This is a genomic window from Haloparvum sedimenti, assembly GCF_001462205.1.
Taxonomy (GTDB): Archaea; Halobacteriota; Halobacteria; order Halobacteriales; family Haloferacaceae; genus Haloparvum; species Haloparvum sedimenti.
The window spans coordinates 21,251-35,321 of the sequence record NZ_LKIR01000121.1 but is presented as its reverse complement, the minus strand read 5'-3'; the positions used below and the strand labels follow the sequence as shown (position 1 = coordinate 35,321).

Genomic DNA, 14,071 nt, shown 5'->3' with positions numbered 1-14,071 from the left:
CGTCGGCGCGCGAGAAACGCGCGAGGGAGGTCGCGAGCGGGGCGCATTGCTGTGCGGTTTCCGCGCCCCGCTCGCGGCCGAGGCTGGGGAGGCGTGAGGCTGCGGTGCCGTGTGGCTGCGGTGCCGTGCGGTCGCGGGAATGACCCGCGCGTGCCTCCGGTTACGAAGGTTCCGCCCCGGTTCCGCCCCGATTTCGCCCGCCACCGGATTACTCGTGGGGTTCGGTTCCGACCGCGTTCTCACGGACCAGTTCCGCTCCCGCATCACGGCGCCGCACCATCCCGAGCGCGGTCCACGAGATGACGCGCTCGCCGTCGGCGTTCACGCCCTCGGTGTACAGGTCCGCGTAGCCGCGCTCGGGGTGGGACTCGGAGGCGCGGAGGTCGACCACGCCGGTCGTCCCCGTGAGCGTATCACCCGGTCGGACCGGTCGGTGCCAGCGGAGTTCCTCGACGCCCATCCCGCCGAGGAACGCCAGGTCGCCGAAGAGGGCGTCCGTCGCGAGCCGGTTGCAGACGCAGTAGGTGTGGAGGCCCGACGCCACCAGCCCGCCGAACGGCGACTCCTCGCCTACGTCGGGGTCGACGTGGAACGGGTGCGGGTCGAAGCGCTCCGCGAACGCCACGATCTCGGCCTCGGTGAGCGTGGCCTTGCCGAGGTCGAAGCGGGTCTCCGTGTCCAAGTCCTCGAAGTGGAGGGTCACGTACGCCCTTGTGTGAGGACGGTGAGGACGGTTGCGATCCCGGCCGCGACCGGCGCGTCGCTCGCCGGACGGGGACGGGCGTGCGGCGTTCAGGAGACAAACCGCTCTGGGGAAGCTCCTCGCGCCGTTGGAGAAATGCACCGGCCGAGATTTGAACTCGGGTTGCAACCATGGCAAGGTTGCGTGATACCACTACACTACCGGTGCGCCCTTCGCACTCATTGCTAACCGCCGACGCGAACATAAGGGTTCCGTTCCGGGGGCCGCTCGGCGTCCGGTGGCACGGTTCGTGATCGCGGCCGGGGCGTCGCAGCACCGGACCGTCGGACGCGACCTCGCGTGCGCGCTCGCGAAGACTCAATATAAACCCGCCAGATATGGAAACCCGTTCTTCCATCGTCACGGGTTCACACGGTGAAAACCCCGCTCAGGGGGCGTGTGAACCCGCCACAGCCCGAAATCCGGACCGCTACGCTTTTACCGGTGGATCGGAAACTGTGGATACAGTCTAGTGACGAGGCGACCCATGGACGGACTCACGTTGTGTGTGCCGTCCTCGCTCGTCCGCGAAGCCGAGGACAAACGCGAGGCAACTCGCAAGCTCGGATACGTCGCCCGCGCGGCGGCGGTCTTCGGGGCGAGCCGGCTCGTCGTCTTCCCTGATCGGGAAGGCGAGCGCCGATGGGGTGGCGGATTCGTCCGCACCGTGCTGCGGTACGCCGCGACGCCCCCGGACCTCCGGAAGGAGCTCTGGGGGCAGCGCGACGAACTGCAGTACGCGGGCGTGCTGCCGCCGCTCCGCGTCGAGTCACGGACCGGCTCGGCCCCTGGCGGGGACGAGTCGTTAACACAGGGACTCGTGACCGAGGTCGGATCTGAAGGCCGCGTTCGGGTCAATTCCCCGCTGGGGGAACACCCGATCTCGCTGCTCGTCCCCTCCGATATGGAGGTCGAGCAGGGGGAGCGCGTTACCATCAGGATCTCTTCGAGAGAACCGGTCCGCGCCCGCATCGCCGGGAAGCCGGAGGACGGTTTCCAGGTCGTGGGCGCGGACCTGCCGGACGCACTCGCACGCGAGGAGTTCGCCGTCGCCACGTCGCGACACGGGGAGGAGCTCTCCGTCTCGCGGCTCGGCGAACTCGTCGCCCGCACGTCGAGGAACGACACCGCCGTCGTCTTCGGCGCGCCGGGGCGAGGGCTTCCGGCGATCCTCGGGGTTACACCCGAGGACGTCCGGGCCGCCAACGGCGGTCCAGTCGAACCCGATCCGGGGTTCGACCTCTGGCTCAACACGATCCCGCGACAGGAGAGCGCGGTGGTGCGAACGGAGGAAGCGATGTTCGCGTCACTGGGCGCTCTCAGACTCACGGAGTAACCAATGCCACAACCAAGCCGACCACGAAAAGGCTCGCTGGGTTTCGGTCCGCGCACTCGCGCGGCGAGCGAGGTGCCTCGCATCCGCTCGTGGCCCGACGACGAGGGTTCCCCTGCGCTGCAGGGATTCGCCGGTTACAAGGCCGGGATGACCCACGTCGTGATGGTCAACGACGAAGCCAACTCGCCGCGTGAGGGGATGGAGGAGTCCGTCCCCGTGACGGTGGTGGAGACGCCGCCGATGTACGCGGTCGCCCTCCGAGCCTACGAGGAGACGCCGTACGGACAGAAGCCGGTCACCGAGGTCTGGGCGACCGAGTTCCACGAGGAGCTCGACCGCACGCTCGACCTGCCGGCGGAAGACACCTTCGAGGAGGACGCCGAGGAGCTCCGGACGCTGCTGGAGGAGGGCGCGGTCGACGACGTCCGCGTCATCACCCACACCGCTCCGGCCGACCTCGCGAACGTCCCCAAGAAGAAGCCCGACGTCATGGAGACGCGCGTCGGCGGCGGCTCCGTCGAGGAGCGCGTCGACTTCGCGCTCGACCTGGTCGAGGACGGCGGCGCCCACGAGTTCGGCGACGTCTTCCGCGCCGGTCAGTACACCGACGTCTCGGGTATCACGAAGGGGAAGGGCACCCAGGGCCCCGTCAAGCGCTGGGGCGTCCAGAAGCGGAAGGGCAAGCACGCCCGTCAGGGCTGGCGGCGCCGGATCGGTAACCTCGGCCCGTGGAACCCGTCGCGCGTTCGCTCGACGGTCCCCCAGCAGGGCCAGACCGGCTACCACCAGCGCACCGAGCTCAACAAGCGCCTGATCGACTTCGGCGAGGGAGACGACGCCTCGGTCGACGGCGGCTTCGTCAACTACGGCGAAGTCGACGGTTCCTACGCGCTCATCAAGGGCTCGCTGCCGGGTCCGAACAAGCGGCTTCTCCGCTTCCGCCCGGCTATCCGACCGAACGACCAGCCGCGCCTCGACCCCGAGGTCCGGTACGTCTCTACCGCATCCAACCAGGGATAAGTTATGAAGGCAACAGTACGCGATCTGGACGGCGGGGACGAGGGCAGCGTCGAGCTGCCGGACGTCTTCGAGACGGGGTTCCGACCGGACCTGATCCGGCGGGCCGTCACCGTCGCACAGGCAAACCGAAAGCAGGCCTACGGCGCAGACGAGTTCGCCGGCCTCCGCACGCCCGCGGAGTCGCCGGGTTCGGGCCGCGGGATGGCGCACGTCCCGCGCGAGAACGGGCAGGCCCGCCGCGTTCCGTTCGCGGTGTCCGGCCGCCGCGCTCATCCGCCGAAGGCGGAGAAGGACCAGTCGAAGGACCTCAACAAGAAGGAGCGTCAGCTCGCCGTCCGCTCGGCCATCGCGGCCACCGCGGACGCCGAGGTCGTCGCCGAGCGCGGCCACGCGTTCGACGAGGACGCGGAGCTCCCGCTCGTCGTCTCCGACGAGTTCGAGGACCTGGAGAAGACCAAGGAGGTCGTCGCCTTCCTCGAAGGCGCCGGCGTCTACGCGGACATCGAGCGCGCCGAGGAGGGGCGCTCCGTCCGCGCCGGCCAGGGCAAGCTCCGCGGCCGCAAGTACAGCCAGCCCAAGTCGATCCTCTTCGTCACCAGCGAGGAGCCGTCCCGCGCCGCCCGCAACCTCGCGGGCGCCGACGTGGCGACGGCCGACGAGGTGAACGCGGAGGACCTCGCGCCCGGGACGCACCCGGGCCGACTCACCGTCTGGACCGAGAGCGCGCTCGAGGAGGTGGCGGAGCGATGAGCACCGTCATCGAGCACCCCATCGTCACCGAGAAGGCGATGGACGAGATGGACTTCGACAACAAGCTCCAGTTCGTCGTCCACATCGACGCGACGAAGCCGGAGATCCGCGACGCCATCTCCGAGCGCTACGACGTCGAGGTCGTCGACGTGAACACGCAGATAACTCCGCAGGGAACGAAGAAGGCGACCGTCGGCCTCTCCGAGGACGACGACGCCACCGAGATCGCTTCCCGCATCGGGGTGTTCTAAGATGGGACGAAGGATTCAGGGACAGCGGCGTGGACGCGGCGGCCCGACGTTCCGGGCCCCGTCCCACCGCTACAAGGCGGAACTGTCGCACAAGACGCTGGAAGACACCGACACGATCACCGGCGAAGTCGTCGACATCGAACACGACCCCGCGCGCTCGGCACCGCTCGCGGACGTCGAGTTCGATGACGGCGACCGTCGGCTCATCCTCGCGCCCGAGGGCGTGACGGTGGGCGAGACGATCGAGATCGGCGTCTCCGCGGAGATCAAGCCCGGCAACACGATGCCGCTGGCGGAGATCCCGGAGGGCGTCCCGGTCTGTAACGTCGAGAGCAACCGCGGCGACGGCGGCAAGTTCGCCCGCGCCTCGGGCGTCTCGGCGACGCTGATGACCCACGACCGCAAGGTGGCTGTCGTTCAGCTACCCAGCGGCGAGGTCAAGCGACTCGACCCGCAGTGCCGCGCCACCATCGGCGTAGTCGCGGGCGGCGGCCGGACGGAGAAGCCCTTCGTCAAGGCCGGCAACAAGCATCACAAAATGAAGTCGCGTGGCACGAAGTACCCGCGCGTCCGCGGTGTGGCCATGAACGCCGTCGACCACCCGTTCGGTGGCGGCGGCCGGCAGCACCCCGGCAAGCCGAAGTCGGTCTCGCGGGACGCCCCGCCGGGACGGAAGGTCGGCGACATCGCATCCAAGCGAACCGGACGAGGTAGCAACAAATGAGTTCCGAATACCGCATCGGCCGCGAGGGCGAGGAGTTCGCCTACCGCGGTCACTCGCTCGACGAGCTCCAGGAGATGGACCTCGACGAGGTCGTGGAACTGCTCCCCGCGCGACAGCGGCGAAGCATCACCCGAGGACTGGGTCCCGAGAAGGAGAAGCTGCTGGAGACGGCACGCAGCCGCGACCCGGAGGAGACGGGGGACGACCCGATCCGGACGCACCTGCGCGACATGCCGATCCTGCCGGAGTTCGTCGGACTGACGTTCTCCGTCTACAACGGCCACAGCTTCGAGCGCGTGCGAGTCGAGCCCGAGATGATCGGTCACTATCTCGGCGAGTTCCACCTCACGCGGAGCACGGTCTCCCACGGGCAGGCCGGCATCGGCGCGACCCGGTCCTCGAAGTTCGTGCCCCTCAAGTAACCCATGGGAATCAACTACAGCGTCGAGGCCGACCCGGAGACCACCGCCAAGGGGATGCTCCGCGAGCGGCCCATCAGCCTGAAGCACAGCAAGGCGATCGCCCGGCAGCTCAAGGGCAAGACGGTCGCGGAGGCCGAGACGTACCTCCAGTCCGTCATCGACGAGGAGCAGTCCGTCCCGTTCAAACAGCACAACACCGGTGTCGGCCACAAGGGCGACATCGACGGCTGGGACGCGGGCCGCTACCCCGAGAAGGCCTCCAAGGACTTCCTCAAACTGCTCACCAACGTCAAGAACAACGCGACCGAGCAGGGGTTCGACGGCGACGCGATGGTCATCAAGCACGTCGCGCCGCACAAGGTCGGCGAGCGACCGGGCCGCAAGCCCCGGGCGTTCGGCCGCGCCTCGCCGTGGAACACGACCCTCTGTGACGTCGAGCTCATCATCGAGGAGGACAACTAATGGCAGACGAACACCAGTTCATCGAAAACGGCCTTCAGCGCGCCCAGATCGACGAGTTCTTCGCTGACGAACTCGGTCGCGCCGGCTACGGCGGTATGGACATCGCCAAGACGCCGATGGGCACGCAGATCCAGCTCAAAGCCGAGAAGCCCGGCATGGTCATCGGCAAGGGCGGGAAGAACATCCGGAAGATCACCACCGAGCTCGAGGAGCGGTTCGACATGGACGACCCGCAGATCGACGTGCAGGAGGTCGACGAGCCGGACCTCAACGCACGCATCGTCGCGGACCGTCTCGCGAACGCCTTAGAGCGCGGCTGGTACTTCCGCAAGGCCGGTCACACCACGATCGACCGCATCATGGAGTCCGGCGCGCTGGGCGCCGAGATCGTCCTCTCCGGCAAGGTGACCGGGGCGCGCTCCCGCGTCGAGAAGTTCAACCGCGGCTACATCAAGCACAACGGTGAGCCCGCGGAGGACGTCGTCGACGAGGGGCAGGGCGTCGCCGTCATGAAGCTCGGCACCATCGGCGTCACGGTGAAGATCATCCCGCCGGGTGCGGAGCTGCCCGACGACTTCGACATCAACGAGGACGTCGAGGCGCCCGAGGTCGAACAGGAGATCGAGGAGGAGGGCGTCGAGTCCCTCCTCGAGGAGGAACCCGAGGAGGTGCCCGACGTGGGCGCCGACGAGGAGGTCGAGGTGCCCGAGGAGGACCCGACGGACGTCATCGACGAGGAGATCGTCGAGGAAGTCGTCGAGGAGACCCAGGAGACCTCGCCCGAGGCGACCGACGTCGCTCCCGAAGAGGAGATCGAGCAGACCACGCCGGAAGACGAGGAGCTCGAGGACCTCGAGGAGGACGTCGAGGAAGAGGCGGCCGAACTGGTCGAGGAGATGGAGGCGGCCGACGAGGACGAGGAGTCCGACGCGGACGCCGACGCCGAGACCGAGGAAACGGAGGAGTAATACATGGCCATCCTCTATACTGACGAAATTCGCGACATGACCGCCGCCGAGCGCGAGGCCGAGCTCGAGGAGCTCGAGACCGAGCTGCTCAACGTGAAGGCCCAGCAGGCCGCCGGCGGGATGCCCGAGAGTCCGGGCCGCATGAACGAACTGAACCGCACCATCGCGCGGATCAAGACGATCCAGCGCGAAGAAGGCGACTTCGACGACGAATAACGAATGATCTCCCCCGACACGCTCACGCGACACGAACTCGTCGGCCTCCCGGTTCGGGTGGCCGCCGCCGCCAGCGACGCCTATTCCAGCGTCGCCGGCCGTGTCCTGCGTGAGAGCGAACGCACGCTCGTCGTGCGGACGCCGACGGGGGACAAGCGCGTGCCCAAGGCGGGCACGACGTTCGAGTTCGCGCTCGGAGATTCCGTCACGACGCGCACAGATGAAGCCGCCGGCTCTCGTAAGGAGCCGGGGTCCACGTCCCAACTCGGGCCGGATACTGCGGGGGTACGCCCTCGCCAGTCTGGCCCGTCCGCCTCGGTAGCCCGAACGGGCGCCGGGTCGGCGAGCCGCTCCCTAGGCGAGTGCAAAGACGTGGTCTACGTTACGGTGGATGGCGACCAACTGCTCTCACGACCCGCCGAACGCACCGAACGAGGTGTCTCTACATGGCGATAGGAATTGACGTACCCACGCCTCCGGAACCGGATAACCCGGAGGATTACGACTACGAGAAGTGCCCGTTTTACGGGCAGCTGTCCGTCCGCGGCCAGGTCCGAGAGGGCACGGTCGTGTCGACGGATATGGCAAAGACCGTCATCGTCGAGCGAGAATACGACGTCTTCGTACCCAAGTACGACCGGTACATGAAGCGTCGTTCCCGCATCCCGGCACACGTACCGGGCGTGCTGGACTCGGTCGAAGTCGGTGACGAAGTGAAGATCGCGGAGACGCGACCGCTGTCGAAGACGAAGTCCCACGTCGTCGTCCAGATCGGAGGTGACGAGTGATGGAGGCGCTGAAGGCCGACGTCACGCAGGGCCTCGAACGCGGCTCGCTGATCACGTGCGCCGACAACACCGGCGCCCGTGAGCTGCGAGTGATCAGCGTCCACGGCTACTCCGGTACGAAGAACCGCCACCCGAAGGCGGGCATCGGCGACAAGGTGACCGTCTCGGTCACCAAGGGGACTCCGGAGATGCGGCGGCAGGTGCTGGAGGCGGTTATCGTCCGCCAGCGCAAGCCGATCCGCCGACCGAACGGCACGCGCGTGAAGTTCGAGGACAACGCCGCCGTCGTCATCGACGACCTCGAGGAGCCGCGGGGCACGGAGATCAAGGGCCCCATCGCTCGCGAGGTCGCCGAGCGCTTCGGCAGCATCGCCTCGACCGCGACGATGATCGTCTAACCATGACGCGACAGCCACGCAAACAACGAAAGCAGACGGAGAACGCGCCGCTCCACGAGCGGCAAAAGCAGGTCCGTGCCACCCTCTCGGAGGAGCTCCGCGAGGAGTACGGCCAGCGCAACGTCCGCGTGAACGCGGGCGACACCGTCGAGGTGCTCCGCGGCGACGACGCCGGCGAGGAGGCCGAGGTGCTTGCCGTCGACCTGACCGACGCGGTCATCACCGTCGAAGGTGTGACCGTCGAGAAGGCCGACGGTGAGGAAGCCCCGCGCCCGCTCCCGGCGAGCAACGTCCGCGTGACGGAGCTCGACCTCGAGGACGACCGCCGTGAGGCGCGTCTCCAGGAGGACAACGAATGACGAACCACCAGAAGCGACTGGCAGTACCGAACTCCTGGCCGGTCGAACGCAAGACCGAGACCTTCACGGTGAAGGCTGGCGCGGGACCGCACGGCGAGGCCGGCGTTCCCCTGCTCATCCTGCTGCGTGACGTGCTCGGGTACGTCGACAGCCGGAAGGAGGCCCGCTACGCGCTGAACCAGGATTCCGTTCTGGTCAACGGCGACGCGGTCTCCGACGAGGCGCGACCCATCGGGATGTTCGACATCCTGGCGTTCGCCGAGCGGGAGGAGTATTACCGCGTCTTCCCCGACGAGGGCGGTCGGCTCGCGCTGACCTCCGTCGACGAGGACGCCGCGAGCAGCCGGCTCGGCCGCATTTCGAACAAGACGGCCGTCCCCGGCGGCGACGTCCAGCTGACGCTCCACGACGGCACGAACGTGCGCGTGGACGCCGAGGACGCCGGCGAGTACGACACGAAGGACTCCATCGTCGTCGACAACGAGACGAAGGAGATCGTCGCCCACTTCACCTACGAGGAGGGCGCGCTCGTCACCGCCGTCTCCGGTCAGCACGCCGGCCGTATCGGCGAGATCGACGAGATCGACGTGACCCTCGGCTCCGGCTCGAACGCCGTCACCGTTTCCGCGGACGACGGCGACTTCGAGACGGTCGAGGAGTACGTCGTGGTCATCGACGAGAACTTCACGGGTGATGACGAATGAGCGCGGACCACGCCATGCGCGAGGCGCGCATCGAGAAGGTCGTCGTGCACATGGGCGTCGGACAGGGCGGGGAACCGCTCGCCGAGGCCGAGCGCATCATCGAGGAGATCACCGAACAGGACTCCGTCCGCACCACCGCGAAGCGCACCGTCGGCGAGTTCGGCATCCGCAAGGGTGACCCGATCGGCGCCAAGGTGACGCTGCGCGACGAGGCGGCCGCGGAGTTCCTCGCGACCGCCCTCGATCTGGTCGAGGTCTCCGAGAACCAGTTCGACGAGACGGGCAACCTCAGCTTCGGAGTCGAGGACCACACCGACTTCCCGAGCCAGGAGTACGACCCGAACGTCGGTATCTACGGGCTCGACGTGACTGCGACGATCGTCCGGCCCGGCTACCGCGTCACGAAGCGTGACGTGGAGACCCGGTCGATCCCGGACGGCCACCGCATGACGCCCGAGGACGCGGCCGCGTACCTCGAGGAGAACTTCGACGTGGAGGTTGACGCATGAGCGAGAGCGACGCAAACGAACAGACGGGCGAGCACGCCGCGAAGCGCACGGGCCAGCAGCACTCCTGCCGGCGCTGTGACCGCAATCAGGGGCTCGTCGGCAAGTACGACATCAACCTCTGCCGGCAGTGCTTCCGCGAGGTCGCCCGCGAGATGGGATTCAAGAAGTACAGCTAATCATGGCAGGCAACGACCCCCTCGCCAACGCGCTCGCCGGACTCGATAACGCCGAGAGCGTTGGCCATCTGTCGTATACGGTAGAGCCCGCGTCGAACGTCATCGGTTCGGTCCTCGAGGTCTTTTACGACCGCGGGTACGTCGACGGCTTCGAGTTCGTCGACGACGGCCGAGCCGGCGTCTTCGACGTCGAACTGAAAGGATCGATCAACGAATGTGGCGCCGTCAAGCCCCGCTACTCCGCGGGTGCCGACGAGTTCGAGAAGTGGGAGAAGCGGTTCCTCCCCGCCCGTGACTACGGGGCACTCATCGTCACGACGAGCCACGGCGTTATGAGCCACTACGAGGCCCGCGAACAGGGCATCGGTGGCCAAGTGATCGCATACGTCTACTAACAATGAACAGAGTCGAAATCACGATTCCGGACGACGTCTCCGCCGAGCTCGACCACCTCGACCTCACCGTCGAGGGGCCGAACGGCAGCGTCACGCGCCGCCTCTGGTACCCCGACGTGGACGTTTCCGTCGAGGACGACGCGGTCGTCATCGCGTCCGAGAACGACGACGCGAAGACGAACGCGACGGTCGGCACGTTCGAGAGCCACGTCGCCAACATGATCCACGGCGTCACCGAGGGATGGGAGTACAAGATGGAAGTCTTCTACGCCCACTTCCCGATGCAGGTCGACGTGGAGGGCGACGAGGTCGTCATCGAGAACTTCCTCGGCGAGAAGGCGGCCCGGCGCACGCCGGTCCGCGGAGACACCGACGTACAGGTCGACGGCGAGGAGATCACGCTCTCCGGTCCGAGCAAGGAGGACGTGGGACAGACCGCCGCCGACATCGAACAGCTCACGAAGGTGACCGACAAGGACACGCGCGTCTTCCAGGACGGCGTGTACATCGTCGAGAAGCCCCAGAAAGGAGGAGCCTAAATGGCAGACGAACTCGAAGACATCAGCGGCGTCGGTCCCTCGAAGGCCGAGGCGCTTCGCGAGGCGGGCTACGAGTCCGTCGAGGACGTGAAGGCGGCCTCGCAGTCCGAACTCGCGGAGGTCGACGGCATCGGCAACGCGCTCGCCGCGCGTATCAAGGCCGACGTCGGTGGCCTCGAAGTCGAGACGGAGACCGAAGCCGAGATCGAAGACGAGACGGAGGAGGAGGCCGACGAGGCCGAATCCGAGGAGGAAACCGAAACGGAGCTCCGGCCCCGCGGTCACGCGGACAAGACGCCGGAGCTCGACGACGACACTGCGCGCGCGCTCGCCCAGAAGCACCGCGAGGGCAAGCCGCAGTTCAACCGTCAGGACTACCACAAGAAGAAGCGCGTCCCCACGTCGTGGCGACGCCCCCGCGGCACGCTCTCGAAGCAGCGCCGCGGGATGAAGGGCAAGGGCGACACCGTCGAGGCGGGCTTCCGCTCGCCGAAGGCGGCCCGCGACCTGCACCCGAGCGGCTTCGAGGAGGTCCGCGTGGAGAACACGGACGACCTCGAGGGCGTCGACGGCGACACGCAGGCCGTCCGCATCGGCGGCTCCGTCGGTGCTCGCAAGCGCGAGCGCATCGAGGAGATCGCCGAGGAGCGCGAAATTCGCGTGCTCAACCCGACCTACGTCGAAGTGGAGGTTGACGAGCAATGAGCGACCTCAGCGCACAGAAGCGGCTCGCGGCTGACGAACTCGATGTCGGCGAGAACCGCGTCTGGCTCGACCCCGAGGCACAGGAGGAGATCGAGGACGCCATCACCCGCGAGGACGTCCGCGAACTCATCGACCAGGGAACCATCCGCGCGAAGGACGCCAAGTCCAACTCGCGCGGCCGGGCCCGCGAGCGCGCCGAGAAGCGCTCGTACGGTCACCGCAAGGGCGCCGGCTCCCGCAAGGGGAAGTCCGGCGCGCGGCAGAACACCAAGGACGACTGGAAGGCGCGCATCCGCGCACAGCGGGCGCGCCTGAAGGAGCTCCGCGACGACGAGGACGTCCTCGACGCGTCGGAGTACCGTACGCTGTACAACAAGGCGGGCGGCGGCGAGTTCGACGACGTCGCCCGTCTCGAGGCGTACATCGAGAACAACTACGGATACGAGGTGACGAACTAATGGCGACAGGACCACGATACAAGGTGCCGATGCGACGGCGCCGTGAGGTCCGGACGGACTACCATCAGAGGTTGCGCCTGCTGAAATCGGGCAAGCCTCGCCTGGTCGCCCGGGTGAGCAACGCTCACGTCAGGGCGCAGCTGGCCACCCCCGGACAGAACGGTGACGAGATTCACGTGAGCGCCTCCAGCGAGGACCTCGACGAGTACGGCTGGGACGCCCCCACGGGCAACCTCCCCAGTGCGTACCTGACGGGGTACCTGCTCGGTGCGCGCGCCGTGGCGGACGGGTTCGAGGACGCGGTCCTCGACATCGGTCTCAACACGGCGACGCCCGGCGGAAAGGTGTTCGCGGTGCAGGAAGGAGCGATCGACGCGGGGCTCGAGATCCCCCACAGCGAGAGCGTGCTGGCGGACTGGTCGCGTAACCGCGGCGAGCACATCGCCGATTACGCCGAGCAGCTCGACGAGCCGCTCTACAGCGGGGACTTCGACGCCACGGAACTGCCCGAGCACTTCGACGACGTGCTCGCCACCATCCAGGAGGACTATGAGTAGAAACAACGACGGCTGGGAGCCGCGGACGCGCCTCGGCCGCAAGGTACAGGAAGGAGAGATCTCGTCGATGGAGCAGGCGCTGAACTCGGGGCTCCCGCTGAAGGAGGCCGAGATCGTCGACCAGCTCCTGCCGGGGCTCGAAGACGAGGTGCTGGACATCAACATGGTCCAGCGCATGACCGACTCCGGGCGCCGCGTGAAGTTCCGCTGCGTCGTCGCGGTCGGTAACCGCGACGGCTACCTCGGCTACGCGCAGGCCCGCGACGAGCAGGTCGGTGGCGCCATCCAGAAGGCCATCGACGTGGCGAAACTGAACATCATCAAGGTCGACCGCGGCTCCGGGTCCTGGGAGGACCAGCCGGGCGGGACCAACTCCCTCACCCGCAAGGCCGAGGGGAAGGCCGGCTCCGTGACCGTCGAAGTCAAGCCCGCCCCGCAGGGGCTCGGGCTGGCGGCCGCGGAGACGGTGCGCAACATCCTCGAACTGGCCGGCGTGCAGGACGCCTGGACCAGCTCCGACGGCAACACCCGCACCACGGTCAACCTCGCGAAGGCGACGTTCAACGCGCTGGAGAACGCGGCCGCGGCGCGCACGCCGGAGCACGCCCGTGAGGTCCACTACGACGAGGTGAGCGAGTGATGCAGGCGCTCGTTCAGATCCGCGGCGACGTGAACATGAGCGAGGATGTCGTCGACACCCTCGACATGCTCAACATCGGTCGCGTCAACCACGCGACGTTCGTCCCCGAGACGGACTCCTACCGCGGCATGGTCACCAAGGTCAACGACTTCGTGGCGTTCGGCGAGCCGAGCGTCGACGCGGTCGCGGCCACGCTCGCGCGACGCGGCGAGCCCCTCGAGGGCGACGCCGACGTCGACGACGAGTGGATCGACGAGAACACCGACTACGCCGACTTGGAGGCGCTCGCCGAGGCGTTGGTCGACGAGGAGACGACGCTGCGCGAGCAGGGCCTCTCCCCGACCGTCCGTCTGCACCCGCCCCGTGGCGGTCACGAGGGCATCAAGCACCCGACCATCGAGGGCGGCGAGCTGGGTCGTCACTCCACCGAGGAGATCGACGCGCTACTGGAGGACATGCGATGAGCAAGAAACGACGACAGCGCGGCTCCCGTACGCACGGCGGCGGCTCCCACAAGAACCGGCGCGGCGCCGGCCACCGTGGCGGTCGCGGCGCGGCGGGACGCGCCAAACACGAGTTCCACAACTACGGACCGCTCGGCAAGCACGGCTTCAAGCGACCCGAGGACGCCCGCGCGGACGTCCGCGAGGTCAAGGTCCAGAAGCTCGACGAGGACGCGGCGCTGTACGCCGCGGACGGCCTCGCCGAGGAGGACGGCGACGCGTACGTCATCGACGCGCGCGACGTCGTCGAGGACGGCCACGAGGCCGACGTGGTGAAGGTGCTCGGCGGCGGCCAGGTCCGCAGCGAGCTGGTCGTCACCGCCGACGCGTTCACCGCGGGCGCGGTCGAGCTCATCGAGGAGGCCGGCGGCGACGCCGTCCTCTCCGAGCGGGCGGAGACCGCCGACGAAGCGGAAGACACTTCAGACGACGAGAGCGACGAGGCGTAA

25 protein-coding genes and 1 tRNA gene are annotated in these 14,071 nt (G+C 67.9%); 24 read left to right on the top strand and 2 right to left on the bottom strand.

Annotated elements, in window-relative coordinates; genetic code table 11:
- Positions 1–208: 208 nt before the first annotated feature.
- Both AN233_RS07455 and AN233_RS07450 read right to left on the bottom strand, forming a co-directional pair.
- Complete coding sequence (locus AN233_RS07455) at positions 209–703, bottom strand: MaoC family dehydratase (protein ID WP_058366170.1); 495 nt, start codon at positions 701–703, stop codon at positions 209–211.
- Between the two features lie 136 nt (positions 704–839).
- Positions 840–910: transfer RNA gene (locus AN233_RS07450), tRNA-Gly, on the bottom strand.
- Positions 911–1,229: 319 nt separating this feature from the next.
- Between AN233_RS07450 and AN233_RS07445 the strand changes: the two genes are divergently transcribed.
- Genes AN233_RS07445 through AN233_RS07335 form a run of 24 tightly spaced genes read left to right on the top strand, consistent with a single transcriptional unit; the run spans position 1,230 to position 14,071 of the window.
- On the top strand, positions 1,230–2,078 hold the full coding sequence (locus AN233_RS07445) for a putative RNA uridine N3 methyltransferase (RefSeq protein WP_058366169.1): 849 nt from the start codon (positions 1,230–1,232) through the stop codon (positions 2,076–2,078).
- Between the two features lie 3 nt (positions 2,079–2,081).
- Positions 2,082–3,098: a 50S ribosomal protein L3 gene (locus AN233_RS07440; protein ID WP_058366168.1), complete on the top strand. Its 1,017-nt coding sequence runs from the start codon at positions 2,082–2,084 to the stop codon at positions 3,096–3,098.
- A 3-nt stretch (positions 3,099–3,101) separates the two neighbouring features.
- Positions 3,102–3,848 (top strand): 50S ribosomal protein L4, encoded by a 747-nt coding sequence (gene rpl4p / locus AN233_RS07435; RefSeq protein ID WP_058366167.1) that lies wholly within the window; start codon positions 3,102–3,104, stop codon positions 3,846–3,848.
- Positions 3,845–4,099 carry a 50S ribosomal protein L23 gene (locus tag AN233_RS07430; protein ID WP_058366166.1) on the top strand — a complete coding sequence of 85 codons (255 nt, stop codon included), beginning with the start codon at positions 3,845–3,847 and terminating at the stop codon, positions 4,097–4,099. Before rpl4p ends, AN233_RS07430 begins: the two co-directional genes overlap by 4 nt.
- 1 nt (position 4,100) lies before the next feature.
- A complete protein-coding gene (locus AN233_RS07425) occupies positions 4,101–4,823 on the top strand; it encodes a 50S ribosomal protein L2 (protein ID WP_058366165.1) in 723 nt (240 codons plus the stop codon).
- The gene (locus AN233_RS07420) at positions 4,820–5,245 is read left to right on the top strand and encodes a 30S ribosomal protein S19 (protein ID WP_058366164.1); all 426 of its coding nucleotides are present in this window, start codon (positions 4,820–4,822) and stop codon (positions 5,243–5,245) included. Before AN233_RS07425 ends, AN233_RS07420 begins: the two co-directional genes overlap by 4 nt.
- Positions 5,246–5,248: 3 nt before the next feature.
- Complete coding sequence (locus tag AN233_RS07415; RefSeq protein WP_058366163.1) at positions 5,249–5,707, top strand: 50S ribosomal protein L22; 459 nt, start codon at positions 5,249–5,251, stop codon at positions 5,705–5,707.
- Entirely contained in the window at positions 5,707–6,675 is a 969-nt protein-coding gene (locus AN233_RS07410; RefSeq protein WP_058366162.1) for a 30S ribosomal protein S3, read from the top strand. Before AN233_RS07415 ends, AN233_RS07410 begins: the two co-directional genes overlap by 1 nt.
- Positions 6,676–6,678: 3 nt before the next feature.
- Positions 6,679–6,891 (top strand): 50S ribosomal protein L29, encoded by a 213-nt coding sequence (rpmC, locus tag AN233_RS07405; RefSeq protein WP_058366161.1) that lies wholly within the window; start codon positions 6,679–6,681, stop codon positions 6,889–6,891.
- Between the two features lie 3 nt (positions 6,892–6,894).
- A complete protein-coding gene (locus AN233_RS16410) occupies positions 6,895–7,347 on the top strand; it encodes a ribonuclease P protein subunit (protein ID WP_080508402.1) in 453 nt (150 codons plus the stop codon).
- Positions 7,338–7,679 (top strand): 30S ribosomal protein S17, encoded by a 342-nt coding sequence (locus tag AN233_RS07400; protein WP_058366160.1) that lies wholly within the window; start codon positions 7,338–7,340, stop codon positions 7,677–7,679. Before AN233_RS16410 ends, AN233_RS07400 begins: the two co-directional genes overlap by 10 nt.
- On the top strand, positions 7,679–8,077 hold the full coding sequence (locus tag AN233_RS07395; protein WP_058366159.1) for a 50S ribosomal protein L14: 399 nt from the start codon (positions 7,679–7,681) through the stop codon (positions 8,075–8,077). The genes AN233_RS07400 and AN233_RS07395 overlap by 1 nt, the downstream gene beginning before the upstream one ends.
- Positions 8,078–8,079: 2 nt before the next feature.
- Positions 8,080–8,436 carry a 50S ribosomal protein L24 gene (gene rplX, locus AN233_RS07390; RefSeq protein ID WP_058366158.1) on the top strand — a complete coding sequence of 119 codons (357 nt, stop codon included), beginning with the start codon at positions 8,080–8,082 and terminating at the stop codon, positions 8,434–8,436.
- Complete coding sequence (locus AN233_RS07385; protein ID WP_058366157.1) at positions 8,433–9,140, top strand: 30S ribosomal protein S4e; 708 nt, start codon at positions 8,433–8,435, stop codon at positions 9,138–9,140. The genes rplX and AN233_RS07385 overlap by 4 nt, the downstream gene beginning before the upstream one ends.
- On the top strand, positions 9,137–9,649 hold the full coding sequence (locus AN233_RS07380) for a 50S ribosomal protein L5 (protein ID WP_058366156.1): 513 nt from the start codon (positions 9,137–9,139) through the stop codon (positions 9,647–9,649). Before AN233_RS07385 ends, AN233_RS07380 begins: the two co-directional genes overlap by 4 nt.
- Positions 9,646–9,825, top strand: a complete 180-nt coding sequence (locus AN233_RS07375; RefSeq protein WP_058366155.1) for a 30S ribosomal protein S14 — start codon at positions 9,646–9,648, stop codon at positions 9,823–9,825. Before AN233_RS07380 ends, AN233_RS07375 begins: the two co-directional genes overlap by 4 nt.
- A 2-nt stretch (positions 9,826–9,827) precedes the next feature.
- Positions 9,828–10,220 carry a 30S ribosomal protein S8 gene (locus AN233_RS07370; protein WP_058366154.1) on the top strand — a complete coding sequence of 131 codons (393 nt, stop codon included), beginning with the start codon at positions 9,828–9,830 and terminating at the stop codon, positions 10,218–10,220.
- A 2-nt stretch (positions 10,221–10,222) separates the two neighbouring features.
- Positions 10,223–10,759, top strand: a complete 537-nt coding sequence (locus tag AN233_RS07365) for a 50S ribosomal protein L6 (RefSeq protein ID WP_058366153.1) — start codon at positions 10,223–10,225, stop codon at positions 10,757–10,759.
- Positions 10,760–11,464, top strand: coding sequence for a 50S ribosomal protein L32e (locus tag AN233_RS07360; protein WP_058366152.1), 705 nt, complete (start codon positions 10,760–10,762; stop codon positions 11,462–11,464).
- Positions 11,461–11,922 carry a 50S ribosomal protein L19e gene (locus tag AN233_RS07355; protein ID WP_058366151.1) on the top strand — a complete coding sequence of 154 codons (462 nt, stop codon included), beginning with the start codon at positions 11,461–11,463 and terminating at the stop codon, positions 11,920–11,922. The genes AN233_RS07360 and AN233_RS07355 overlap by 4 nt, the downstream gene beginning before the upstream one ends.
- Entirely contained in the window at positions 11,922–12,479 is a 558-nt protein-coding gene (locus tag AN233_RS07350; protein WP_058366150.1) for a 50S ribosomal protein L18, read from the top strand. Before AN233_RS07355 ends, AN233_RS07350 begins: the two co-directional genes overlap by 1 nt.
- On the top strand, positions 12,472–13,119 hold the full coding sequence (locus AN233_RS07345) for a 30S ribosomal protein S5 (protein ID WP_058366149.1): 648 nt from the start codon (positions 12,472–12,474) through the stop codon (positions 13,117–13,119). Before AN233_RS07350 ends, AN233_RS07345 begins: the two co-directional genes overlap by 8 nt.
- Positions 13,119–13,583 (top strand): 50S ribosomal protein L30, encoded by a 465-nt coding sequence (locus tag AN233_RS07340; RefSeq protein ID WP_058366148.1) that lies wholly within the window; start codon positions 13,119–13,121, stop codon positions 13,581–13,583. Before AN233_RS07345 ends, AN233_RS07340 begins: the two co-directional genes overlap by 1 nt.
- A complete protein-coding gene (locus AN233_RS07335; RefSeq protein WP_058366147.1) occupies positions 13,580–14,071 on the top strand; it encodes an uL15m family ribosomal protein in 492 nt (163 codons plus the stop codon). Before AN233_RS07340 ends, AN233_RS07335 begins: the two co-directional genes overlap by 4 nt.